The sequence below is a fragment of the Melghirimyces thermohalophilus genome (assembly GCF_900102685.1).
GTDB classification, from domain to species: Bacteria; Bacillota; Bacilli; order Thermoactinomycetales; family DSM-45169; genus Melghirimyces; species Melghirimyces thermohalophilus.
In genome coordinates this window covers 133,394-158,420 of sequence record NZ_FMZA01000001.1, presented here as the reverse complement: position 1 = coordinate 158,420, position 25,027 = coordinate 133,394, and the positions used below count along the sequence as shown (strand labels likewise).

The following is a 25,027-nucleotide window of genomic DNA, read 5'->3' as shown; positions in this document are numbered from 1 at the left end:
TCAACTAACTTTTCCAGCCAGTCGTTCCAATTCTTCAACAATCTCGCCAGCGGCGTCGGGACGACCCAATTGACGGGCGGTCTCGCTCATCTGCCGGCGGCGATCAGCATCTTCTGCGATCTCGCGAATCGTTTCCCACAAGCGCTCCCCGCTCAACTCCCGCTCCAGAATCATGCGGCCGGCTCCCTGTTCTTCCAGCCAGCGCGCATTGGCTTCCTGGTGGTTATTGGTCACATAAGGAGATGGAATCATGATGGAAGGAACCCCCAAAGCGGTCAACTCCGCCAAGGTAGAAGCTCCCGCTCTACCCACCACCAGAGAGGTTCCGGCGAGAACGTCGGGCATGTTATAGATGTATGGCCTTACAGTCAGGTTAGTGATGTCGTCCTTTATATTAGCAGTAACCGTCTCATAATGCACCTCTCCCGTCACATAGACGAAATGGAGGTGGCGTGCTTCCCGGATCTTAGGCATCATCTCGGTGACAGCATCATTCAAGGGCTTGGCCCCGCGGCTGCCGCCAAAAATCAAGATGACCGGCTTGTCCGCATCATGAATCCCCAGCGATTCCCTGCCCGCTTCGGCGTTGGCGCGGACCACTTCCGTCCCCCGGGGATTCCCCGTATGAATGATCCGCTCCGCTTTGGTCAAATGTTTCTCCGACCCACTCAAGCTGACGGCTACCGTATCCACATAACGGGAAAGAAAGCGGGTGGTAAGGCCTGGCAACACATCCGGCTCCAAAATCAGCGTCGGAACGCCCATCCGGGCGGCAGCATACAAGGAAGGACCGCTGACATACCCCCCCGTCCCCACCACCACATCCGGCTGGAAATCCCGGATATACTGTTTGCAATCCCGCACCGCACGGAGAAACTTGGCCACGGTTTGCAGGTTGTCCAGGGAAAGCTTGCGACGAAACCCTTGAATTTCCACATCAAAAAATTGAATGTTCCCTTCCTTTGGAACAATGCGCGCTTCTAAACCATTTTTCGTTCCGATGTAACCGATCTCCGCTTGGGGGTTCTGACGGCGAACCGCTTTAGCGATGGACAGGGCGGGGTAGATATGACCACCGGTTCCGCCCCCGGAAAGTAATACTTTTTTCATATGTTATCACCCGTTTTCGATCAGTCTTTTTATTTTGTGTAACGGGACAAGTTTAACAACAGGCCAACTGCCATCAAGGTTAATGTCAGGGATGAACCTCCGTAACTGAGAAAAGGCAACGTAATACCCGTAACAGGAAAGGAGCCGGTCACTACGCCGATGTTGATGACGGCCTGAATGATGATCATCGCCGTCACCCCCGTAGCGATGAGCGCCATAAACATGTCCGGCACCCGAATCGCCACCCGTAAGCCGCGCCACACCAACACCGCAAACAGAATGATGGCGGTTCCTGCGCCTAAAAAGCCGAGTTCTTCCGCCAAAATAGAAAAGATGAAGTCAGTATGGGGTTCCGGCAGGTAGAGATGTTTTTGCCGGCTCATTCCCAAGCCTAAACCCATCAGCCCTCCTGGGCCGATAGCAAACAGGGACTGGATCACTTGATAACCAGCGCCTAATGGATCCTGCCATGGGTCCAAAAAGGCAGTAATCCGTTGAATGCGATAAGGTGCCGCCAAGACGAGACCGGCAAACCCAGCTACACCCAACAGACAGAGGCCGAGCAAGTATTTTAAGCGAGCGCCCGCGGCAAAGATCAGCACAAAAGCCGTTCCCATCAAAACCGTACCGGTTCCCAAATCCGGTTGCATCATGATCAAGGCAAAAGCAGCGCCGGCGATGGAAAGGGGAATAACGATGCCTTTGGTCAGCGTCTGGTTCTCCCTCGCGTTAGAGGTTAAATATTGAGCCAAAAACAGAATGACCGCCAGCTTCATAAACTCTGAAGGCTGGATACTAAAAGCGCCGATCCCCAGCCAACTGCGCGCTCCTCCGCGAACCATACCCACTCCGGGAACGAGCACCAGAGCCAACAGGGCAAAACAGATCCACAAGGAGGGCTTCGCCCAGCGATAAAAAAGCTCGGGATCGATCCGCGAAATCAGCAGCATCAAAAAGACACCCAAGGCGGCAAAGAGCATCTGCCGCTTGGCGTAGAAGAAACTGTCGCCGAACTTGTCATAAGAGTAAGCGGCACTGGCGCTGTACACCATGATGACGCCGATCGTCAACAACGCGAGAATGGAAGCGATAATCACCACGTCCGGTGCGTTCCGTGGTTTGGGCATAGGCTTTTTCACCTCGGTGAAGATTTTGGGGCAAGCCTATTTAAGCCTATGCACGGCTTGTTTAAAAATGCTCCCCCGTTCTTCAAATGAGGTGTACATATCCCAACTGGCACAGGCTGGAGACAACAACACCACATCGCCTGCTGTTGCCAGACGATGGGCCCGCTCCACTGCTTCCGCAATATCCGAAGCCAACTCGCGGTAGGGGACTTTGGCTTCCTCCCCTCGGGCCAGCAGCGTATCCGCCGTCTGACCGATAGCGACGATCCCCTTGAGCCGGTCGCGAAAAACCGGGGTCAATTCCCTGAAATCGACGCCGCGATCCAACCCGCCCGCGATCAAGATAATCGGTTCGGTGAAGGATTCCATAGCGGAAATAGCCGCTTTGGCATTGGTCGCTTTGGAATCATTGAAATAGCAAACCCCGTCCACGGTCTCCACAAATTCCAGGCGGTGTTCCACTCCCTGAAAGGTGGCCAACTCCTCCCGGATCGCTTCCACCGGGCAGCCTGCAGCCAGAGCGATGGCCGCCGCCGCCAGGGCGTTTTCCCGGTGCACACCGGGCAGGCGGACTTCGTCTTCCCGCAAAATCCGAATCGGATCCCGATGTTCGGGAAGGCGAGCTGTCACCCAACCCTCCTCAAACATCAGCCCCCGGGCAACCGACTCCCGTCGGCTAAACCACCAAACGTCGACGTCCAACTCCGCAGCGACCGCTCGACACTCCGCGGAGTCCCTGTTAAGGACGGCAATATCCCCCGGCTCTTGGTTGGCAAACAGCTTTTTTTTGGAGCCTACATAATCCTCCATCGATCCGTGATAGTCCAAGTGGGCGGGCACCACATTGAGAAGGGCGCCGATCCGAGGTCGAAAGGAGCGGGTTCCCTTCAGCTGGAAACTGGACAGTTCCGAAACCAGCCATTCTTCTGCCTTCAGCTGCGGAGCGATTTCCGACAGGGCGGTTCCGATGTTGCCGGCGACGTGAACAGGAAGATTCCCACGATCCAGCATGCGTCCCACCATGGAAGTGGTGGTCGTCTTCCCATTGGAGCCGGTGATGCCGATGAGCGGAGCATCTGTCAACAGATAGGCGATCTCCACCTCCGTCACCACAGGAATCCCCAGCTCCTCCGCTCTTCGGATCAAGGGAATCCGATAAGGAATCCCCGGGTTTTTCACCAATAGATCCACTCCAGGTTGGATCAGATCGGGGGGATGCCCACCCAAGACCACCCGGATTCCTTCCTGTTCCAATGCCTCTGCCTCCGCCGTTTCCGAACGGGGTTTCCGGTCGTTCACCGTCACCTGTGCACCGAGGGAACGGAGCAGCCGGGCCACAGCCCGCCCACTTCTTGCCAGCCCCAACACCAGTACCCTCTTTCCGGCGAAGTCCTCACTCACCGGTTTCAAGTTAAGAACACCTCCAGGTAGATCCCTAAGCCAGCACATAGAAACCCGATAAACCAGAAGGTGGTAACCACCCGCCATTCCGACCAGCCCACCAATTCAAAGTGGTGGTGGATCGGGCTCATCCGAAAAATCCTTTTCCCCCGGAATTTAAAGGAGGAGACCTGGATCATCACCGACAAGGTTTCAATGACAAACACCGCCCCGATGATCGGCAGAAGCAGCTCTGTCTTGGTGATCACCGCCAGCGCCGCCAGCCCCCCTCCCAAAGCCAGGGATCCGGTATCGCCCATAAACACCTTGGCCGGGTGAGCATTAAACACCAGAAAGCCGAGCAGGGCCCCGACCACAGATGCAGAGAAGATCACCACCATATAGTTGCTCTGTACCATACCGATCACCGCATAAGCCCCGTAGGCGATAGCAGCTGTACCAGCCACCAAGCCGTCTAGACCATCGGTCAAGTTAACCGCGTTGGAAGCGGCAATCATCATCAACACCAACAGGGGCAGATAAAGCCAGTTCAACTCAAAATAGAGCTCGGTGCCAGGCATATGGATCGTGGAGATCGCCGGATTTTCCCCGCGAACAATCCGCACCTCCCACAACACCCAAAACAGCACCATGCCGATAAATAACTGACCCAGCAGCTTCTGTTTGGCTGTCAGCCCCAGGTTTCGCTTCATCACAACCTTGATATAATCGTCCATAAAACCCAGAATGCCATATCCCAGAGTGGCAAAAAGGAGAAAAAATAAATCCGACAACGATTCAAAGAAAAAGACATTGCTCAGCGGGATCGCGGTCAACACGACTACCGTGAGAAAGATCGTTCCCCCCATGGTCGGGGTGCCCGCCTTTTTCTGGTGGGCTTTGGGCCCTTCATCACGAATAGCCTGACCGAATTTTAACCGTCGTAGAACGGGTATGACGAACGGTCCCAACAAGACACCGAGGCCAAAAGCCACGGCGAGGGGAACCAAAATCAGCCGCATATCCATTTACCTTCGCTTCTCTCCTTTTGTCAGATGATCAACCACCCGTTCCAGACGGGCGCCGCGGGAACCTTTCACCAGTAGGACAACGGAAGAATCCCCGTCCTGATCCAGATGTCGTGCCGCTTCTTCTACCGTGGAAAAATGGGTGACCGCAAGAGTTCCCTCGGTCTCCCCGGCCGCGTCGGCGATCCAGCGAGCCCGTTCGCCCAGGGTGAACAGACGGGTGACACCTTGTTCTGCCGCATAACGACCTACCTCGCGGTGCAGGGCCTCCTCCTGATCCCCCAGCTCAAGAATATCCCCGAGCAGGACCCATTTCTCCCGGAAATCCTCCAGGGAAACAAGCAGGTCAATCGTCGCCCGCACCGCCGTCGGACTGGCGTTGTAGGCATCATTAACCACTGTCATCCCGTTAGAGGCGATCGCTGTTTCCAGGCGCATCCCCGATCTTTCCACTCGGTTCAGTCCCGTCTGAATCTCTTTTTCGACTAATCCGTAGTGGCGGCCGACTTGGATGGCGAGAAGCGCATTGACCGTATTGTGCCGCCCCATCATCCCCAGTTCAAAACGGGTTCCAGCAGCAGAGGAGCGAAAAGCGATTCCTTCTGTCCCCTTGAGCTCCAGCTCTTGGGCGATATCATCGTTACCAGGTGCAAACCCCACCCGAACCACCTTCCGCTCTTCGGCGGCCAGCCGTTCCTGCAGGAGGGGTTCGTCCCCGTCAACGAACAACACCCCATCCGGGGACAAGCCTTCACGAATCTCCAGCTTGGCATCGGCAATGGCTTCCCGGCTACCGAAAAACTCCAGATGTGCCTCTCCGATATTGGTGATCACAGCGGTATCGGGTGTTGCGATCTCGGAAAGTCGAGCGATCTCTCCAGCCCGGCTCATCCCCATCTCCACGACGGCCACTTCCGTCCCCGTCGGCATCGACAGGAGGGTAAGGGGCAGGCCGATGTGATTGTTCAGGTTGCCATGGGTGCGATGGACCTGATACCTAACACCTAAAACAGCGCTGATGAGATCCTTCGTGGTCGTCTTCCCGTTGCTCCCGGTCACCGCCACCAACTTCACCCCCAGCTCCCGACGCCAGGCGGCCGCCAGGTCCTGTAAGGCAACCAATGTATCCTCTACTTGAATCAAGGGGATCGGCGAATGGGCGGGCAACTCCTTGGCCCAGAGAGCAGCAGCAGCCCCCTGGTCCGCGGCGGCCTGCAAAAAGTCGTGCCCATCAAACCGTTCTCCCTGCAACGGGATGTACAGCTGGTTTTCTTTCATTTTACGGGTGTCGGTAGAAACCCCGTCGACCAACAAATGGACGTCGGCGACACCACCGCTCAGCTTGCCACCCACCTGCTGTTCGATTTCATTCAACGTTTTTTGCATTGTAACCCGATCCTTTTGACAGAATGGCTTTCCGTGCGACTTCGCGATCATCAAAATCATGACGGACGCCGTTGATTTCCTGATAGGTTTCGTGACCTTTTCCGGCGATCAAAATCACATCTTCCGGGCCGGCGCTCTCCACAGCATACCGGATGGCCTCCGCACGGTCAAAGATCGTTTGGATCCGGGCTTCAGCATCATCCTTCACTCCAGCCAGCATATCATCGATGATCTCCTTCGGATCCTCAGTTCGGGGATTGTCACTGGTGATGATCGCCTGGTCGCTGTATTCCGCCGCAATCCGGGCCATCACCGGCCGTTTGCTGCGGTCCCGGTCTCCACCACAGCCCACGACACAACAGACGGAGCCGGTAGCAAAATCACGGATGGTGGTCAATACATTCTCCAGGCTGTCAGGTGTGTGGGCATAGTCGACCAAAACCGTAAAGGGTTGGCCGGCGTCCACCGGTTCAAAACGACCGGGAACCCCCTCTATTCGATTCAGAGTATCCCGAATCTGTTCCGGAGAAACCCCTTCTCCCAGCGCTGCCGCTGCTGCGGTCAAAGCATTATATACGCTGAATTTGCCCACCAGCTTCATATCGATGTCGACGGACCCACGGAAGGTGTTCAACGTGAACCGGGTTCCGCCGCTATGGTAACGAATGTTTTCCGCCTGGACATCAGCCGGCTTTTCCACTCCATATGTAATCACCTGGGCGGGCGTTACCTCCATAAAAGCCCGGCTGGCTTCGTCATCGGCATTCAACACGGCCAGCGGTTGATCTTCAGCACGGTCCGCAAAAGTATTTCCCAATTGCCCAAAGAGGAGGCTCTTAGCATGTCGGTAACGTTCCATCGTCCCGTGGTAATCCAAGTGATCCTGGGTCAGATTGGTGAATACCGCCGTTTTGATGCGGCAGCCCCGGGTACGCCCCATGTGGAGGGCGTGAGAAGAAGCCTCCATCACAGCGTGGGAACAACCGGCATCCGCCATTTTACGAAACCCCCGCTGTAAATCGACGGCTTCCGGCGTGGTATTTTTCACCGGGTAGACATCGTTGTCCACAGACATATGAATCGTTCCAATCAACCCCGTTTTTCGTCCCCGATCCTGCAGGATTTCCCGGATTAAATGGGTAGTGGTCGTTTTCCCGTTGGTGCCTGTCACCCCGATCACCTTCAATTCCTGGGAGGGATGACGATAAAATACATCGGCGAGCACGGCCATGGCTCGGCGCGTGTCGGGAACGCGGACCACAGGCACGTCACCCGTAGCGCCCGCCTCCTCTTCCACGACCACCGCAGCTGCTCCTTTTTCCACCGCCTGGGATATATACTCGTGACCATCGACGGTAAATCCCTTCAGAGCGACAAATAAATCCCCCGGCTTCACTTGCCGGGAATCCACTTCGATCCCCTCAATATCAACATCGGTATTTCCGGTTGTCTGCGCAACCACGAGAGAACCGACCAACGTTTTCAGCTTCATGTGTTCCCTCCTCACCGACTCCATCCATTCGTCCGTAAATATCAACGATATGACACGAGAAATGCCAGGCAACTTTCCTGGCATCCATCTGGCATTATCAATCCTATTTTAATCTGCTTTTATTCATTTGTCACCCAAGTATATTCGGATCGGCGTGCCCTTTTCTACCCTCTCCCCGGGTTTGGGAGCTTGGTTGATCACCACCTCTCCCTTTCCGCTCACTTGGAGGGGGGTATCATAAAGGCTGTTTCGAATACGGGAAACGTTTTCCCCGATCAGATCCGGCACCGTCACAATCGGTTGGCTCGTCGGGATTTTCTCCGGCGGAATCTGTTTCTTCCGTTTTTCCACTCCCATATACCGCAAGCTGTCATACATGATGTTGCGCACAATCGGTGCGGCAACGACTCCGCCAAACTGAACCCCTTTCGGGTTGTCCACGGCCACATAGACAACCAGTTCCGGATCATCTGAGGGCGCCACCCCGATAAAGGAGACGATATGATTATTTTTCAAATAGCGGCCGTCGGGACCTACTTTTTGTGCTGTTCCGGTCTTGCCGCCCACCCGGTAACCGTCGATAAAAGCCCGACGTCCGGTACCGCGGGCGACTACGCTTTCCAAAGCATAGCGCACTTTTTTCGAAGTTTCTTCCGAAACCACCTGTCGTTTCACATTTGGTTTCGTCTTTTCCAATACCTCCCCAGTCTCGGGGTCTTTCCACGCCTTGTTAAGATAAGGTTCCATCAACTCTCCTCCGTTGACGGCTGCGGCTACCGCCGTCACCTGTTGAATCGGCGTAACTGAAACCCCTTGACCAAAAGCAGTGGTGGCCAGTTCCACCGGCCCCACTTGTTTCGGTTTAAAGAGGATGCCTTTGGCTTCCCCATTGAGATCGATCCCTGTCTTCTGACCGAAACCAAACTTGCGGATGTATTCGAACAGCTTTTCCTTGCCCAGCCGTTGCCCCAGGTTGACGAATCCGGGGTTGCAGGAGTTTTCCACCACCTCCAAAAAGGTTTGTGAACCGTGGCCGCCCCCTTTCCAGCAACGGAGCCGCGCCCCGCCCACCTTGACGTAACCCGGATCGTGAAAAGCCTCTTTCATATTCACCTTATTTTCTTCCAGAGCGGCGGCAAGCGTAATGATTTTAAAGGTAGAACCTGGCTCGTAGGTCCGCCAGATCGGCAAGTTTCTGTTGTATACCTCCGGATCTACATTCCGAAAATTATCGGGACGAAAGGTAGGACGGCTCCCCATCCCCAGGATTTCCCCTGTATCCGGATCCATCGCGATAGCGAGAACGTTTTCCGGATCATGCTGTGCCATCGCTTGATCCATTTCCCGTTCCACGATCGCCTGGATGTTTTTATCCAGCGTGAGAACCAAATCCATTCCATCTTCAGGGGGGGTGTACCGATCCACACCCCCGGGCAACCTTTCCCCCTTCGCATTGGCACCGAAGGAGACGTGACCCCGCGTACCGCTGAGCCGCTCGTCGTAAACCAATTCCAGTCCTGCCAGCCCCTGATTATCGATCCCGGCGAAACCGAGGATGTGGGCAGCCAGACTTCCTTGTGGATAATGGCGCCTGTTATCTTCCGCCACCACAATACCTGGCAGACGACGTTCCAAAATCGACTGGGCCCGCTCATTGCTGATTTTCCGACCATAGGGCTGAAGCCGCACAATCAGTTGTTTCTTCGTGATCTGCCGATAAATATTCTGTTCCGGCGCCATCAAAATGTGAGCCAGTTCCCGGGCAGTCTTGGCAGGATCTTCAATCTGAGCCGGAATCGCCAGCACCGAGGGAGAGCTGATATTGTAGGCCAACACTTCTCCCTTCCGATCCAGAATGCGGCCCCGTTTCCCTTCAAAGGGGATGTCCCTCGTCCATAGATCCCGGGCCTTATCGTTCAGCCAATTCCCTTCCACCAATTGAACATAACCCAACCGGGCCAGCAGGCCGGCAAATAGGAATAACCCGACCAAAAGGGTGATAAACAGGCGTCTCCGTACCTGGTTGCTGGGCATAGACAACAGCCCCACTCCTCCCCGCAGACAAGTCCTCCTAGAGACAACCCTATTCCGAAATCTCATACAATAGAACCGGCCCCTTTATCGCAAAAAAAAGAACCTATCCCAACGGAAGGTTTCCCCATACAATCGGCCGAGATCAATCTATGTTCCCGTATTAGGGAAGTTTGTCAGCTCCAACGATCGCCGTAAAAGAAATCGCTTCCTGAAACTCGCCGTTACATATCAGCAACATTCTTTTCACCAGATCAATCCCTACCACATGGCCGATCGATTCCCTCACTCTTCCACTATTGACAAAGCGAATCACGATAGGCTGTTCTTCCAGTTTGGAGCATTCAATCAGACGGCAGACGCGTTGTAAACTTATCGAATCGAGGGAGCGGAATTCAGTTTTTTCCGACTCTTTTCGCCGTAATTTTTCATATTTTGACATTTTTGACGGTGCCTTATTCCAGATCGAACGCTCATGTACCATCACTTCCATGTGATCACCTCATCCCCATATTGACCCCGTCTGGGTCGCCTCCCCTTCCTTAGAAGGAAAGGCGGTTTCTATCTCGGTTTCTTCCATTCCAACTTCAACCCGAGCATCTGACACCTATCATCTCAGGCGCTCCCGACAACCAATCAACCCGGCTGTTTCACCCCCGCTCCACGCTGCCTAGCCCGCGGCTATCCGTCCATTTTCGGCCAGATCACGCTTAATCGCGGTCCAATCGGCAGCAGGGCGGGCGGAGGAATACTCTAATCCGATTTTTTCTGCTCAGATTTGGGTACCTCCATCTCTCTCAGCGTTTTAGCGATGATTTCCCCTGCGGCTGGCGCGGCAACTGTTCCCCCGTGGGTCGATCCTTCCGGTTCATCCAGAGCGACATACACCACCACCTCCGGATCGTCAGCAGGAGCAAACCCGATAAAGGAGGCCACATATTTTCCTGTGGCATACCCGGAGCCATCTTCCTTAGGTTTTTGGGCGGTACCTGTTTTACCGGCAACGCGGTAACCCGCCACATCAGCTTTGCTGCCGGTTCCCTTTGTCACCACACCCCGGAGCAATTTTCGCACTTGACGAGCCGTCTCTTCGGAGACTACTTCCTTTCGAATCTCCTCGGGCTTCTTCTGTTTGAGCGTTTTACCGTTCCGGGGATCGCGGATTTCTTTCACCACATACGGCCGGTACAGCGTGCCGCCGTTCGCGATGGCAGAGACAGCCATCACCTGCTGTATCGGAGTAACCGCAATCCCTTGGCCGAAAGCAGCAGTCGCTAACTCCGTCGGATGAAGAGGAGCATGATTATAGAATACCCCATTTTCTTCCAGCGGGAGGTCGATCCCTGTTTGTCGACCGTGCGATTCCGTAATCCGACCGAAACCAAACCGATCGATGTACCGAGTCAGAACATCTGCCCCCAGTTCCTGAGCTAGACGGACAAATGCGACGTTGCTGGAGAGATAGACACCTTTGGCGTAGGTGATCTCCCCCCAGCCCTGTTCATTCCAATCCCGAAGCACTCGACCGCCAACTCGGATCGAACCGGATGGAAACTTGGCGTCAGCGTCGAAGACACCTTCTTCGATCGCAGCTGCCACAGTCACAATTTTAAAGGTGGATCCTGGCTCGTATTGGGTACGGATTGCCCGGTTGATGTTATTCTTCCCCGCCTCATAGGTAGCGCTGTATTGAGCGGGATTAAAGGTAGGGCGGCTAGCCATGGCCAATATTTCTCCAGAATCGGGGTCGGCCACGATAGCGGTCGCCCCCTCGGAATCATAGCGGGCGCTCACCTCATCCAGTACTTTTTCCACGTGGTACTGAATGTTGGCATCCAGTGTCAATACCAGATCCCTGCCGTCCTTCGGCGGTCGGTACTCTTCCGCGGAGTTGGGTGCTTGCATCCCCTGGCCATCCTTCTTGAAACTGATTTCCCCGCGCTGACCACGGAGTATTTTATCGTATTGCTGTTCCACTCCACCGACAGCCTTGCCCGCCATATTGACAAAACCGAGCACATGGGCGGCCAGTTTCCCTTCGTTGTATTGCCGCCCCGGAGTCTTGATCGGGTAGATCCCTTTTAGATCCAATTTCATAATCTTATCGGTCACTTCCCGGGAGACTTTATAATCCCCCTTTTTCCTCAGCTCCACCTGTCTTACATCTTTCCTGGTCAGATCCTTCAAAAGCTGTTTTTCCGGAATGTTCAGCAAGGGGGACAATTGACGAGCTGCCTTCTGCGGGTTTTCCAGGCGATTGAGATCGGCGGCGATCACATACTTGTCCACACTACCCGCCAGTTGCACCTCGCCGCTGCGGTCCAAGATACTGCCCCGCACCGGTTCGATCACCCGATTGACCTGCCAGGATTTTTCCGCCCGTTGCCGAAGTTCAGAAGCTTTGATGGTCTGAATCCAAAAAAGTCGAAAAATCACTGCCGTCAACAGGAGAACACATAGGAGGCCCACCAGCAGTGATCGTTTCTTGCTCGTCGGTGTCGGATTCATAAACCTTCAGCTCCGCCAGTCATTGACGGACGGTTTTTCACGTTCTCCTGTCCAGAACCTTTCGGTCGGTTTTTCTCGGCTAGGACCATCCCCTGATTCTCAGCGAATTGCCGGATCCGATCCCCGCTTTTCAATTGTTTTTTCTGCTGCTTCAGTGCCTGATTGGTCTCCTGCAATTCAGCCGTTTTTTGCTCCACCTGCTGTACCTTCATATTGATTTCCGCTGCCTTGGCGTAAAGCGACAAAACAGCAGTGGCGAGGGCGGCACAGATGATCACACTGACCAAATACAACAGTTTTTCTCCGGGAGGGAGTCCGTACGCGGGCTTTCGTTCTCTTTGCGCCGTCACTTTTTGTTGAGGTTCAGGTTGATACGCAACCGCCGTGTTTCCCCGGTACTCTCTCATTTTTATCTTTGACCCTCCTCACACTTTTTCCGCAACGCGCAATTTAGCCGACCGCGCCCGGGGGTTCTCCCCCTTTTCTGCTGCCGACGCTTGCATCGGTTTCTTTGTAATGATGCGGAGCTCCGGCTCCCTGCCACAGGTGCAGACCGGGAAATCCGGTGGACAGATACACCCTCTGGCTCTGTCCTGCATCATGTGTTTTACAATCCGGTCCTCCAGGGAGTGAAAGGTAATTACGCTAACCCTCCCTCCGGCACGAAGTCGGTCAATCGCCTGTTCTAACCCTTCCTCGAAGGCGTTCAGCTCGTCGTTTACTGCGATCCGCACCGCCTGGAAGGTCCGTCTGGCCGGATGCGGACCGGACCGTCGCGCCGGCGCTGGGATCGCTTCTTTGATGATATTGGCCAACTCCACCGTGGTTTCGATCGATTTGTGCGAGCGGTAATCGACAATTTTCTGGGCGATGCGACGGGCGAACCGTTCCTCACCATAACGGGATAGAATACGGCCGATCTCCTCCCGGGACCATTGGTTGACCACATCATAGGCAGTCAAATCACTGTCCGGATCCATCCGCATATCCAGGGGAGCATCATGTTGATAACTAAATCCCCGCTCTTTCTCATCCAACTGTGGTGAAGAAACACCCAGATCAAACAAAACGCCGTCCACCTGAGCGATCTCTAGTTCATCCAGTACCTGGGATAACCTTCGGAAATTGGATTTCACCAGACGAACCTCACACGCAAACCCCTTTAAGCGATGGGATGCGGCGGATAGTGCCTGATCGTCCTGATCCAATCCTACCAACAGTCCTGAGGAGCTGAGTTGCTCGGCGATCATCGAGCTGTGACCGGCCCCGCCCAAGGTGCAATCCACATAGACACCCTCAGGCCTCGGGCGGAGCGCTTCCACCGCTTCTTTTTTCATCACCGTTTCATGACGGAACAAAAGCTTCAACCTTTCTACCATACCTACAGGTTTAAATCCAAATCGACCAGGGATTCCGCGATTTCGTTGAAAGAATCCTCGGAGCTCTCGTAATAGGACGACCACGCTTCTCTACTCCAGATCTCCACACGGTTGGAAACACCGATGACGACACATTCCTTCTCCAGCTTCGCAAACTCCCTCAGGTTGCCGGGCAGGTTGACCCTACCCTGCTTGTCCAGCTCCGCCACCGTCGCGCCGGAGAAAAAGAAGCGCGTAAAGGCGCGGGCATCTGCTTTGGTAAAGGGGAGTGACTTCAACTTCTGCTCCAGTTGTTTCCACTCCGGCATCGGATAAACAAATAGACAGTGGTCGAGTCCACGGGTGATGACAAAGGATTCTCCCAGACCCTCCCGGAACTTGGACGGGATGATCATGCGGCCTTTATCATCGACGGTATGTCGGTACTCTCCCATGAACACGCCACCGCACCCCCTTTACCCCCCCTTACTCTCCACTTCCCTCCACTTTCCACCACATTGTAAATTATACCACATCAACACAAAAAAATCCTGCACCTTCGGCGCAGGATTTTTACAGATTCTGCTTCTCCAGGAATCGCCTTATACTCTCCAGCTACCCAAATATGCTTCTTGATCCGAGGTGAGATCATCGATACGCACACCCAGGGAGTGCAACTTGTAATTGGCCACCTGCTCATCGATATGATATGGAACATCGAGCACATGGGGACCGATCTTTTCATGGTTTTCCATGACATAGATCAAAGATAATGTCTGCAGGGCGAAGGTCATATCCATGATCTCGGCGGGATGACCATCGCCTGCAACCAGGTTGACCAGCCGGCCGTCACAGAGGAGGTGAATCCGCCGCCCATTCTCCAATTGATATTCAGTGATATCCCGGCGAACCCTCCGTTTGTCCACAGCCTGCTCCTCCAGAGCGATCTTGTCGATCTCCACATCGAAGTGACCCGCATTGGCCAACACCGCACCATCTTTCATCAGAGGGAAATGCCTTTCGGAGATCACTTTTTTGTTTCCAGTCACCGTGACAAAAATCTCACCGAGGGCGGCTGCTTCCTCCATCGACATCACAGTAAAGCCGTCCATGTGTGCCTCGGTCGCTTTGATCGGATCCACCTCGGTTACGATCACCCGCGCTCCGAGACCCTGGGCCCGCATAGCAACCCCCCGACCACACCAACCGTAGCCGACAACGACCACGGTTTTTCCGGCGACGACCAGGTTGGTGGCTCGGTTAATGCCATCCCAGACCGACTGACCCGTACCGTATCGATTATCAAAGAGAAATTTGGAAAAGGCATCGTTAACAGCGATCATCGGAAATTTCAGCTCCCCGGACTTTTCCAGAGCTCTTAACCGTAAGATCCCGGTGGTGGTCTCTTCACATCCGCCCTTCACCTGCTCAAGCAGATCCGGTCGTTCCGCATGGAGGATGCTAACCAGGTCACCTCCATCATCGATGATCAGATTGGGCCGGGTCTCCAGGGTGCGTAACAGATGTTCCTTATACTCTTCCGGTTCCGGATCGTATTTAGCATAGACCGTTACACCCGATTCGGCCAGGGCCGCTGCCACATCATCTTTGGTGGATAACGGATTGCTACCGGTAATCGTCACCTCGGCCCCGGCATCACGCAGCACCTCGGCTAGACGTGCCGTCTTCGCCTCCAGGTGGAGGGAGATCGCCACCCGTTGGCCGGCGAGGGGCTGTTCTTCCAAAAACTCCCGCCGAATCCGCTCAAGAACAGGCATATGCTGACGGGCCCAATCCATCTTAAGCCGCCCTTCAGGAGCCAAACTTCTGTCGCGAACGATGCTTTCCGAAATCGAATCCATTTCCCATCCTCCTCAATCCATGAAGCTTTGCCTTTACAGGAAGACCACCCGGTGGGCTCGGGTGCTGAGCAGCGGCGTTTGAACCAGTTCCTCCAGCCATTTTTCCCCGTATCGATTCAACCAGGGAATCACGTTATGCACTCGTTCCTGCAGTTGGCCTTTGGGGTAAAGCTCGGTCTCCAGCTGCGCAAAGCGGGAGAGATCCGTCTCTTCTCTCTTCGCCAGCGCCTTCCAGGTTTCCCTTTCCAGATACTCAATCTGTTGCAACACGAGCTTCCGGTTGGTCTCCCCCATCTGTTGCAAATCGGGGCGGACACCGGAGATTTGGCCGATCAAAGGCCGGTAGATCTCTTCCAACCGGGTCCGGACATCACGAAAGACTGCGTCCACATCCAATTGATACTGCTCTTTCAGCCACAACCGCTTCTTTTCCTCCAAGCGGTGAAACACATCATCGACGGTTAAGCGATACCGGTTCATCTCCTTTTCCGACTTTCTGCCAACTAAGGTCAACCCGATTCGGGGATATAAAATAGGCATCTCCATCCCGGCCAGGGAAAAGGCCGGTTTCAGCAAAGCCCAGTAGGCCAGCTCACCAGGTCCCAACACGGTAGCCAGAGTGGGAAAGAGATACTCCTGCATCAACGGTCGGGTCAGCACATTGTTGCTGAAATCTTCCGGGTGTTGGTGAAGGTGTTCCAACAGTTTTCCCCGAGTGAAGGTTTGCTGTCCGTCTTTCGTGCCAAAAAGCCCCTTCCCCACTCGATACAGGGGTTCTCGCTTCCCATCCACGATTAGAAACAGGTGGGCTTTATCGGGATGAACATCGACGGTGACCGGGTACCCATCCTGTTCCAGCCGATGGGACTGTTTCACCCACTCCTCCCCTAACGCTTCGTTATGCTCAATCAACCAAGTAAAGAAGGGGATTTCCAGTTGACGAAGGGGCGGAAAGGCGGAGTCGATCAACAGCAGCCCGTAACGACCGAACAGACGGTGCATCAGCCGTGCGAAATGGCGGGACAGACTGGCCGGTTCCTGGGACAACTCCATCAGGGTGGCCAATAACTCCTGCTTATAAGGGGTATCCGGCAGGTGCCAACCCAGTTCCTCGATCCAGCGGAGCAAGCTGTCCAGATCAGGCACTGTGCTGGAGATCGGGCGGTGCTCGTCCGGCACCGGAAGCGTCCATTTTTCCAGTTTCCCCTGGGTGATCAGATGAAGGTGGTTGACTTCCTCCAGATCATGATCTTCCCCCGCAATCCAGAAGATAGGGATCACCGGTCGATTCAACCGCCTCTCTTCCCTTTCCGCCAATTGAATCAATGTGATCGCCTTGTAAATGGTATAGAGCGGACCGGTCAAGATTCCCGCTTGCTGCCCACCTACCACCACCAGGCTGTCCGAGTGGGTGAGACGGTCGAGGTTGGACCGAACCGCCGGATGTTCCAATTCCCCGGCATGGTACTGGCTGATCACCCTGGCCAACTCTTCCCGAGACAACGGGCTCTCCCTTTTTTTTAAGATCCGCTCCCGTAAATGAAAAGACGAGTCATCTCCAGGAGGATAAGTATAGTACGGCTGCAACCGATCAAAAAAATGGAGATAATCTCGGTAAAGCGGATGATTCCATTCCAGAAAAATATCTTCTACTCTCATGCCAGACCTCTTTTCTTCCTCAATCAATCTCTCCCAGTATAGCAGAGGGTTCCCTTAAGGAACATCACCCTTCCGAATTCTCATCCACCTCTTTCGGCAGAGGCAACAGAAGGGATATGACAAAACCCAGAACAGCAGCGCCCGCTGCCGTTAGCATACCTGTTTGGAACCCTTGTTTCCACTGCATGGGCAAACCGTTAACCGCCGGTGAATCGGCGGGATTGAAAAAGGAAAGTCCGATCACAACCAGACCGAAGGCTGCACCCGCTGCGCGAAACATGGCTAAGGCGACCAAGCTGTTTTTTACTCGCCGGACTGGTACCACTTCAAATAACAGTTCGTGAACCGGGGCCGCCAGTGTAAATCCGAGACCGCCACCGAGAATGGCCAAAACCGCGAGCAGGGCGATCGGTTCCTCCATCAACGCCAGGATAAAATAAGCCGCTGCCGTAAAGAAAAAGCCCAACGCCAATCCCCCTTGATATCCCCAGCGGGCGGAAATCCAGCGGGCAAAAGGGAGTGTAAGCCAGGCAGCCCCAGCGACAATGGACAGATAGATGCCGCCGGTGCCCCGAGGTTGGCCAAACAGATCCGCCATCCAACCAGGGACCAGCACCACCGCCACCCAGGTACACCCAGCCAGTGCGACGGCGGCGTTTAAACCGATCAGCCGCAAATCTGTCATGAGCTCGGATTGGAAAAAGGGGTGTTCCGCCTGTCGCTCCACCATCATCATCGGGATTAGCAAGCCTACAGTCAACACAGCAAAGGGAAGAAATTCCGGATCGGTTATCATCCCCCACCCTTTGCGTGGATCCAGCTGGGAGACCGCCACCATAGCAGACAAAAGGATGCCGGCGAAATAGAAGAGTCCCACCGTGTGATAATCCGGAATCCGATAACCACCGCCTCGCGCAAATCGAAAACTGAGCACATAAATGACAGCAGCCACCGGCAAGTTGATCCAAAACAGCCAACGCCAACCGAAATGCCAAGTGATGCCGGAGGACAACATAGGGACCCAAATAAACAGTACCGCTAAAACCACGTGAACAAAGACTCGCCATGACCGCTTTCGCAGATAGGTGAGCCGGCGGATTTGCACCGAGAGAAGAGGAACGATCCCTCCCGCCCCCAGGGCCTGAACCACACGTCCGGCAATCAAGGTCACCCAGCTGTCGCTGGCACCCGCGGCGAAGGAACCGCCGGCAAAAAGCAGGAGGGAGAGGGCAAACCAATTCCGGATGCCAGCACGGGCTCCCCAAGCTTCCATCAAAGGCAAGGCCAGTACAAAAACCGCCAGGTGAAGGGCGATCACCCACACCACCGCCCGCACCGGAAATTGAAGGTCGGCGGCGATCACGGTAAGAGACGGCGCAACAATGCCCAGGTCTAGCGCACTCAGGAAAATAGCGATTATAAAAGCGTCCAGCGTCAGTTTTTTTCCGAAGGGCATCGGTCCATCGCCTCCAATTTCAACCCTACAGCAGTTTCCGCTCTTTCTCCGCCTGATGGATGAGGCCAATCAGCCGGCGGTTGAGAGGGGTGGGAATACCGTGCCGCTCCCCTCTGTCTGCCACTGCACCGTTGATAAAATCCACCTCGGTGCGCTTTCCACGGGAGAGGTCCTGCAACATCGATGACCGGTTCGACGCTGTTAATCGACACACCGTTTCAATTTGATCCGTCAATTCCTTCTTGGAGAAGATCCATCCTTCCGCCGCCGCCACCTGGACTACTTCCTCCAGGAGCCCCTCCATCCAACGGGTAAATCCGGCCTGTTTAGACAGTCTCCCGTTGGGGATGTTCCATAAGGCGGCCAGTGGATTAATCACACAGTTAACGGCCAGTTTCACCCACACCCGGCGGTCGATATCCGGATCGAATGAAACCGGCATTCCGGCGGCGGCCAGCTTCCGGACCAGCCGAGCGGAATTCCCAGGCATTTCCTCTCTGCATACCGGACCGATATAGGTGGAGCCAGTACCCGTGTGCTGCACCTGACCTGGTCCCAAGCGGAGGGCTCCTTCTGATGTGACCACGCGAACCAGGCGCATGGATCCTGTCCTGTCCTCCACCCCCAATCCGTTTTGCCACAGCCAAATATCAGGGGAAGGGGAGAGAGCAGACAGCAGCGGGAGCACCTCGGCGACCACCGTCTGTTTCACTGTCAAAAAGATGACATCGAAGGCGGGCAGATGATTCCCTCCGGACCACTCCACATGCGGATGCACCTGGAGTGACTTCCCTTGTTGATCGGTCCAGATCAAGCCTTGTGAACGGAGCAGATCCCGTTGCTCCCGGCTCCGCGTTATCACCCATGTTTCCGGAAAGAGTCGGCACAGGCGGCCGGCCCACAGAAGTCCGATCGCCCCTCCGCCCCAGACGCCAATCCGCAACATGCCCACCCCCCATCCCCCATATAATAACAGATTCCCCTCTCCACATGTGAGGGGAATCAGCAGGTGCCTTCCGTCTTCAAACCGGGTAGACGGGATGTCTGCGTCGGCTGAATGTTACCGATTTGTCGGCGTAGGCTTCCATCCTGGCGATCAATTGATTCCTGAGATCATCCGGAGGCACGATATCGTCAACGATCAATTCCGAGGCCAATCGTTGAATATCGATGTTCTCCTTGTACTCTTCCCTTTTTTGCTGTATAAATTCGGCCCGTTCCGCACCATCCAGTTCAGCGATCTTATTGCTATAAACGGCATTGACGGCAGCTTCCGGTCCCATCACCGCAATCTGAGCAGTAGGCAGGGCAAGACAACAATCGGGCTCAAAGGCCGGTCCCGCCATGGCGTAGAGACCCGCACCGTAAGCTTTTCGGACCACGACGGAGATCTTGGGTACGGTTGCTTCCGACATAGCCGCGATCATTTTGGCCCCGTGCCGGATCATCCCTGCTCTCTCTGTCTGAGTCCCGATCATAAATCCGGGAACGTCGGCCAAAAACAGGAGCGGAATGTTAAAGGCGTCACAAAGGGTGATAAAACGGGCCGCTTTGTCCGCAGAATCGACGAACAATACGCCTCCTTTCACCTTGGGCTGGTTGGCGATGATTCCGACCACCTTCCCGCCTAAACGAGCGAGCCCGGTGATCAACTCCTTAGCGAAGAGTTGTTTGATTTCATAAAAAGAACCTTCGTCAACCAGGGAGTCGATCAATTCCATCATATCGAAGGGGATATTTTGGTTTTCAGGAACAATCTCGGAAATTTTCTTGGCATCCGCTGCCGGCTTCACTCCGTCAATCGTAGCGGGGCGTTCACTATAGCGAGCCGGAAAATAGCTGAGATACTTCCGGGCGGAGGCGATCGCTTCGTGCTCGTCGGCCGCGAGAACATCCCCGCAACCGCTGATGCTGCAATGCATGCGAGCACCGCCCATCTCCTCCAGGGACACCTTCTCCCCGATCACCATCTCGGCCATACGGGGCGATCCCAAGTACATGCTGGCGTTTTTATCCACCATGATCACCACATCGCAAAAGGCGGGAATGTAAGCTCCGCCTGCGGCGGAGGGCCCGAAAAGGAGGCAGACCTGGGGCACCACTCCGGAGAGTTTCACTTGGTTGTGAAAGATCCTTCCCGCTCCCCGCCGTCCGGGAAACATCTCAATCTGGTCCGTGATTCGGGCCCCGGCAGAGTCCACCAGATAGATCAGCGGCACACGCATCCGTTCCGCGGTTTCCTGGATGCGAATGATTTTTTCCACGGTGCGGGCTCCCCAGGAGCCGGCTTTCACCGTCGAATCGTTAGCCATGACGCAAACGGTCTGTCCGTTCATCTTTCCTATCCCGCAGACGACGCCGTCGGCAGGGAGATTTTCTGCCGTCGCGTTGGCAAACAAACCGTCCTCCATCTGAAGCTCCTCATCCAATAACAGCTCTAGCCGTTCTCGGACGAACAACTTGTTTTGTTTTTTTAACTTTTCATGGTATTTGGGAGCGCCCCCTTGACGGACTTTCTTCACCTGCTCTTGCAAATTTTGCACCTTCGTCTCCTGCATCGCTTCTCCCTCCCGTAGTTATTCGCCCAGGTAGATTGGCTTTCTTTTCTCCTTAAAAGCGTGGAGCCCTTCTAACCGATCCTTGGTGGGAATCAGGGTTTCATAAGCTTGTGATTCGATGGCCAGACCGGTCTCCAGATCGACCTCAGATCCGTTATCGATGGCGTACTTGGCTTGTGCAAGAGCGAGGGGGGCATTTTGATTGATGCGGGCAGCCATCTCCAAAGCGGCATCCAACGCAGCACCGCCTTCCACTACCCGGTTTAACATCCCCCATTCATCTGCTTCCTGAGCCGTAATTCTTTGTGCGGTAAAAATCAGCTCTTTTGCTCGGGTGTTTCCGATCAACCGGGCCAAACGCTGCGTTCCGCCAGCGCCGGGAATGATGCCCAGGGAAGCTTCCGTCAAACCGAATACAGCGTGTTCATCGGCGATTCGGAGATCGCAAGCCAGGGCCAGTTCCATGCCTCCGCCCAGAGCCACCCCGTTTACGGCAGCGATCACCGGCTGGGGCAACTTGGATAAACGGTGGAAGGTTTCGCGGATCGTATGCACGTAGCGGCGCACCTGATCCTCGGTAAAGCCTCGCCGTTCTTTAAGGTCCGCCCCTGCGCAAAAGGCCTTGTCACCTGCCCCGGTGATGACGACGACCCGAGTCGCTTTAGAAAAACGGAGCTCGTCGACCACCTCGGACAACTCTTCTAAGGCGGGCAGGTTCAACGCATTGTATACATCGGGCCGGTTGAGTGTCAGCACAGAAATGCCTTCTTTTCGTTCCCACTCCACCTGGTTCATGTAGCCTTCCCCTCCTGCTGCTGTTTTGTGGCTGAGAAACTTTGAAGCACCTTGGACGGCAATGGTTTTCCCAATGCTTTTTCCGCCAAAAGGGAAGCCTCACATAACGCGTCCAGATCGATCCCCGTGTCAATCCCCATCCCTTCCAACATATAGACCATATCCTCTGTAGCCGCGTTTCCGGCAGCCCCAGGGGCATAAGGACAACCGCCCATCCCTCCGAAGGCGCTATCCAAGGTGGTGATGCCCTCTTCCAGGGCCACATAGGCATTCACCAGAGCCGTTCCGCGGGTATCATGGAAATGACCGGCCAACCGCTCCGGCGGCACATGACGTGTAAGGGTTTTCAATTTTTCCTTCACTTGAATCGGGGTAGCGACGCCGATCGTGTCACCCAAGGAAATCTCATAAACCCCCATCTTCAGGAGCCGCTCGCAAATTTCCACCGTCTGCCCGACGGAAACGTCCCCTTCATAGGGACACCCGAAGACCGTGGACACATAACCCCGCACCCGTTTGCCCTGGTGGAGGGCTTCCTTTACCACTTCCTCCAGCACCGGATATGTCTCCGCGATCCCTTTGTTGATATTTTTCCGGTTATGGCTTTCACTGGCGGAAAGAAAGACGGCATATTCGTCGATAGGGGTAGCGAGGGCTCGCTCCAACCCTTTCCGGTTAGGCACCAAAGCCCGATAACAGACATCTGACCGCTCGGGCAAGGAACAGGCGAAATCGACGGCATCAGCCAATTGGGGAATCCACCGGGGATGGACGAAGGAGGTTACCTCCATCTCCTTTACCCCCGCGGCGATCAGCCGCTCGGCAAGCTCCCTTTTCATCGCGGTGGATAGAGGCGTCGCTTCGTTTTGTAGCCCATCCCGCAAACCCACTTCCACCAGGGTTACTTCTTGCACCGGCGCTTACCTCCTTTCCTCAGCCATCCAATTCGACCAGAGTGTCCCCGTCATTGACAAAGCTGCCCACTTCCGCTTTTACCGCTGACACTTTGCCACCGTGGTCAGCCTGAACCGGAACCTCCATCTTCATCGACTCCAGCACAGCCACATCCTGACCCGGTTCCACCAGATCTCCTTCTCCCACCAATACCTGTAACACTGTTCCTGCCATTGTCGCCTGAATGGTTTTCATCTTTTATCACCTCGGATTGCATGATCGATGTTTGCTAAGAGTTGGGTGTCATATTGTCCACTGATAAACTCCGGGCGGTCCAGCACCTCTCTCAACAGGGGCAGATTGGACTGGATGCCCCGAACGTCAAAATCAGCCAGTGCCACTCGGCTCCGCTCCAAGGCTTCCTCCCGGTTCCTGCCATATACGATGCATTTGGCGATCATGGGATCATAAAAAGGGGTAACAGTGGAGCCGGACTCCACCCCTGCATCGACACGGATCCCTTCACCTGACGGCGGTACAAAAGCTTCCAGCGTTCCCGGGGAAGGTAAAAAACGGTCAGGATCCTCAGCGTACACTCGAAACTCCAACGCATGCCCCTGGGTGCGAATCGCCTCCTGATCCAAGGAAAGGGCTTTCCCTTGCGCGATATCCAGCTGCAGGGAGACCAGATCGAGACCGGTTACCATCTCCGTGACAGGATGCTCTACTTGAATGCGGGTATTCATCTCTAAGAAATAGAAGTTTTCATCGGGATCGACCAAAAATTCAACGGTTCCCGCTCCAGTGTAACCGACGGCTTCAGCGGCACGGACTGCCGCTAGACAAAGCCCCTCCCGTGTTTGGGGGCGGATGGACGGAGAGGGGCTTTCCTCCACCACCTTCTGGTTTCTCCGTTGCACGGAACACTCCCGTTCAAAGAGATGCAAAGTCCGCTCACCGTCTGCCAATATTTGTACCTCCACATGGCGTGGCGAAGGAATAAACCGCTCCATAAACAGCGTTTCGTCACCAAAATATGCTTTCGCCCGCCCCTGGGCAGTCGCAAAAGCTTTTTCCACTTCCTCAGGACCACGCAGTACCTGCATTCCGATCCCGCCGCCGCCGGCGCTGGCCTTTAACATTACCGGCCAACCGATCTCTTCCGCCTTCCGGATTGCCTCTTCGGGCGTATGAACGTCTCCCGTTCCAGGAACCACAGGGACCCCCGCGTCCTGCATGGTTTGCCGGGCAGTCACCTTATCCCCCATTTTGGCAATCACCTGGGGCGGGGGACCGACAAAGATCAGACCCTCTGCTTCCACCTGACGGGCAAAGGCGGCATTTTCAGACAACAGGCCGTACCCGGGGTGAACGGCATTGGCACCCGTATCGCGAGCCGCCTTCAGGAGGGCCTCCTGGTTGAGATAACTTTTGGCTACCGGCGGGGGGCCGATTTCAACCGCTTCATCCGCTTCTCGGACAAAAGGGAGATCCCCGTCCGCTTCGGAGTAGACGGCGACCGTCGGAATCCCCCTTTCCCGACACGTCCGGATAATCCGGCGGGCGATCTCCCCCCGGTTGGCGATCAACAGTTTTTTTATTTTCATCGATTCACCTCACTATCACATGGTCTTAGCTGTCGCGCGGGGCTATCTGCCCTCTCTGGTCTAGATCTGCGGCAGCTGGATCTCTCCACTCTTTTCTTTACTTTTCGGTGAGATCCACAAGATTCATTCGACCATTTCCACAGAAAATCCTCCCCTGAAAGGAAGGAATTTTACTCCAATGCTCCCGTGTGTCGCCAGGCACATAGGCAAAGGCAGGCAAAATCATGTATAATAAACAGTGAAATACGGTGAAGGGATAGGGACGGAAAGGAGATTCTTTCGATGAGCACACCGAAGGTGGAACGGTTGAAAATCAATTACAAAACGTTGGAAGAGTTTCAAAAGTTCCGGGAATACGGTTTGCAAGAGCTGTCCATGCTGGAAGACCTGCAAGCCAACATTATTGAAAACGACAGCAACTCCCCCTTTTACGGAATCTATGTGGACGGGCAACTGGTCGCCCGCATCAGCCTGTACCGAATTGACGGTAAATACGACCGCTACTTTGACCCGCCCCAGGATTACTATGAATTGTGGAAACTGGAAGTGCTCCCTCAATACCGGGAACAAGATTACGGTACGGCTCTGGTCAATCACGCCAAGACATTCGGACTGCCCATCAAAACCAACGCCCGCTGCCGCTCCGATGAGTTTTGGAAGAAAATGGGCTTCAAACCGGTAAATTATGATCCGGTACGGGATCGCGGGGAGAACCCCTTTGTCTGGTTGCCTTCAGGTGTTCAACTGCAAAACTGAAGCCCTGCTGTGCCAAAACT

22 protein-coding genes are annotated in these 25,027 nt (G+C 54.9%); 1 reads left to right on the top strand and 21 read right to left on the bottom strand.

The window, feature by feature from the left end:
• From murG to BLP91_RS00785, 21 genes are all read right to left on the bottom strand, one after another.
• On the bottom strand, window positions 1-1,110 hold the full coding sequence (murG, locus tag BLP91_RS00885) for an undecaprenyldiphospho-muramoylpentapeptide beta-N-acetylglucosaminyltransferase (protein ID WP_091565556.1): 1,110 nt from the start codon (window positions 1,108-1,110) through the stop codon (window positions 1-3).
• A 29-nt stretch (window positions 1,111-1,139) separates the two neighbouring features.
• Window positions 1,140-2,237, bottom strand: a complete 1,098-nt coding sequence (spoVE, locus tag BLP91_RS00880) for a stage V sporulation protein E (protein WP_091565553.1) — start codon at window positions 2,235-2,237, stop codon at window positions 1,140-1,142.
• 36 nt (window positions 2,238-2,273) lie between these two features.
• Window positions 2,274-3,686 (bottom strand): UDP-N-acetylmuramoyl-L-alanine--D-glutamate ligase, encoded by a 1,413-nt coding sequence (gene murD, locus BLP91_RS00875; protein WP_091565550.1) that lies wholly within the window; start codon window positions 3,684-3,686, stop codon window positions 2,274-2,276.
• The gene (mraY, locus tag BLP91_RS00870) at window positions 3,644-4,645 is read right to left on the bottom strand and encodes a phospho-N-acetylmuramoyl-pentapeptide-transferase (protein ID WP_091565547.1); all 1,002 of its coding nucleotides are present in this window, start codon (window positions 4,643-4,645) and stop codon (window positions 3,644-3,646) included. Before mraY ends, murD begins: the two co-directional genes overlap by 43 nt.
• Window positions 4,646-6,031 (bottom strand): UDP-N-acetylmuramoyl-tripeptide--D-alanyl-D-alanine ligase, encoded by a 1,386-nt coding sequence (locus BLP91_RS00865; protein WP_176757738.1) that lies wholly within the window; start codon window positions 6,029-6,031, stop codon window positions 4,646-4,648.
• The gene (locus tag BLP91_RS00860; RefSeq protein ID WP_091565542.1) at window positions 6,012-7,523 is read right to left on the bottom strand and encodes a UDP-N-acetylmuramoyl-L-alanyl-D-glutamate--2,6-diaminopimelate ligase; all 1,512 of its coding nucleotides are present in this window, start codon (window positions 7,521-7,523) and stop codon (window positions 6,012-6,014) included. Before BLP91_RS00860 ends, BLP91_RS00865 begins: the two co-directional genes overlap by 20 nt.
• 123 nt (window positions 7,524-7,646) lie before the next feature.
• Window positions 7,647-9,557: a stage V sporulation protein D gene (locus BLP91_RS00855; protein WP_091565539.1), complete on the bottom strand. Its 1,911-nt coding sequence runs from the start codon at window positions 9,555-9,557 to the stop codon at window positions 7,647-7,649.
• A gap of 160 nt (window positions 9,558-9,717) precedes the next feature.
• Complete coding sequence (locus BLP91_RS00850; RefSeq protein WP_091565537.1) at window positions 9,718-10,047, bottom strand: YolD-like family protein; 330 nt, start codon at window positions 10,045-10,047, stop codon at window positions 9,718-9,720.
• 260 nt (window positions 10,048-10,307) lie between these two features.
• Window positions 10,308-12,062, bottom strand: coding sequence for a peptidoglycan D,D-transpeptidase FtsI family protein (locus BLP91_RS00845; RefSeq protein ID WP_091565534.1), 1,755 nt, complete (start codon window positions 12,060-12,062; stop codon window positions 10,308-10,310).
• Complete coding sequence (gene ftsL, locus BLP91_RS00840; protein WP_091565532.1) at window positions 12,059-12,469, bottom strand: cell division protein FtsL; 411 nt, start codon at window positions 12,467-12,469, stop codon at window positions 12,059-12,061. Before ftsL ends, BLP91_RS00845 begins: the two co-directional genes overlap by 4 nt.
• A gap of 18 nt (window positions 12,470-12,487) precedes the next feature.
• Window positions 12,488-13,441, bottom strand: a complete 954-nt coding sequence (gene rsmH / locus BLP91_RS00835) for a 16S rRNA (cytosine(1402)-N(4))-methyltransferase RsmH (RefSeq protein WP_176757737.1) — start codon at window positions 13,439-13,441, stop codon at window positions 12,488-12,490.
• Window positions 13,442-13,443: 2 nt separating this feature from the next.
• Window positions 13,444-13,881, bottom strand: coding sequence for a division/cell wall cluster transcriptional repressor MraZ (gene mraZ, locus BLP91_RS00830; protein WP_091565526.1), 438 nt, complete (start codon window positions 13,879-13,881; stop codon window positions 13,444-13,446).
• A 141-nt stretch (window positions 13,882-14,022) separates the two neighbouring features.
• Complete coding sequence (locus BLP91_RS00825; RefSeq protein ID WP_091565524.1) at window positions 14,023-15,282, bottom strand: adenosylhomocysteinase; 1,260 nt, start codon at window positions 15,280-15,282, stop codon at window positions 14,023-14,025.
• A 33-nt stretch (window positions 15,283-15,315) separates the two neighbouring features.
• Window positions 15,316-16,941 carry a bacillithiol biosynthesis cysteine-adding enzyme BshC gene (bshC, locus tag BLP91_RS00820; protein ID WP_091565521.1) on the bottom strand — a complete coding sequence of 542 codons (1,626 nt, stop codon included), beginning with the start codon at window positions 16,939-16,941 and terminating at the stop codon, window positions 15,316-15,318.
• 64 nt (window positions 16,942-17,005) lie between these two features.
• A complete protein-coding gene (locus tag BLP91_RS00815) occupies window positions 17,006-18,397 on the bottom strand; it encodes an MFS transporter (protein ID WP_091565519.1) in 1,392 nt (463 codons plus the stop codon).
• A 25-nt stretch (window positions 18,398-18,422) separates the two neighbouring features.
• Window positions 18,423-19,343, bottom strand: coding sequence for a ketopantoate reductase family protein (locus tag BLP91_RS00810; RefSeq protein ID WP_091565516.1), 921 nt, complete (start codon window positions 19,341-19,343; stop codon window positions 18,423-18,425).
• A gap of 76 nt (window positions 19,344-19,419) precedes the next feature.
• A complete protein-coding gene (locus BLP91_RS00805) occupies window positions 19,420-20,955 on the bottom strand; it encodes an acyl-CoA carboxylase subunit beta (RefSeq protein ID WP_091565514.1) in 1,536 nt (511 codons plus the stop codon).
• A gap of 18 nt (window positions 20,956-20,973) precedes the next feature.
• Window positions 20,974-21,750 carry an enoyl-CoA hydratase gene (locus BLP91_RS00800; RefSeq protein ID WP_091565511.1) on the bottom strand — a complete coding sequence of 259 codons (777 nt, stop codon included), beginning with the start codon at window positions 21,748-21,750 and terminating at the stop codon, window positions 20,974-20,976.
• Window positions 21,747-22,664, bottom strand: a complete 918-nt coding sequence (locus BLP91_RS00795) for a hydroxymethylglutaryl-CoA lyase (RefSeq protein ID WP_091565510.1) — start codon at window positions 22,662-22,664, stop codon at window positions 21,747-21,749. The genes BLP91_RS00800 and BLP91_RS00795 overlap by 4 nt, the downstream gene beginning before the upstream one ends.
• A 19-nt stretch (window positions 22,665-22,683) precedes the next feature.
• Window positions 22,684-22,899: a biotin/lipoyl-containing protein gene (locus BLP91_RS00790; RefSeq protein WP_091565507.1), complete on the bottom strand. Its 216-nt coding sequence runs from the start codon at window positions 22,897-22,899 to the stop codon at window positions 22,684-22,686.
• The gene (locus BLP91_RS00785; protein ID WP_091565787.1) at window positions 22,896-24,245 is read right to left on the bottom strand and encodes an acetyl-CoA carboxylase biotin carboxylase subunit; all 1,350 of its coding nucleotides are present in this window, start codon (window positions 24,243-24,245) and stop codon (window positions 22,896-22,898) included. The genes BLP91_RS00790 and BLP91_RS00785 overlap by 4 nt, the downstream gene beginning before the upstream one ends.
• A gap of 288 nt (window positions 24,246-24,533) precedes the next feature.
• Between BLP91_RS00785 and BLP91_RS00780 the strand changes: the two genes are divergently transcribed.
• Window positions 24,534-25,007, top strand: a complete 474-nt coding sequence (locus tag BLP91_RS00780) for an N-acetyltransferase (RefSeq protein WP_091565505.1) — start codon at window positions 24,534-24,536, stop codon at window positions 25,005-25,007.
• Window positions 25,008-25,027: the final 20 nt, after the last annotated feature.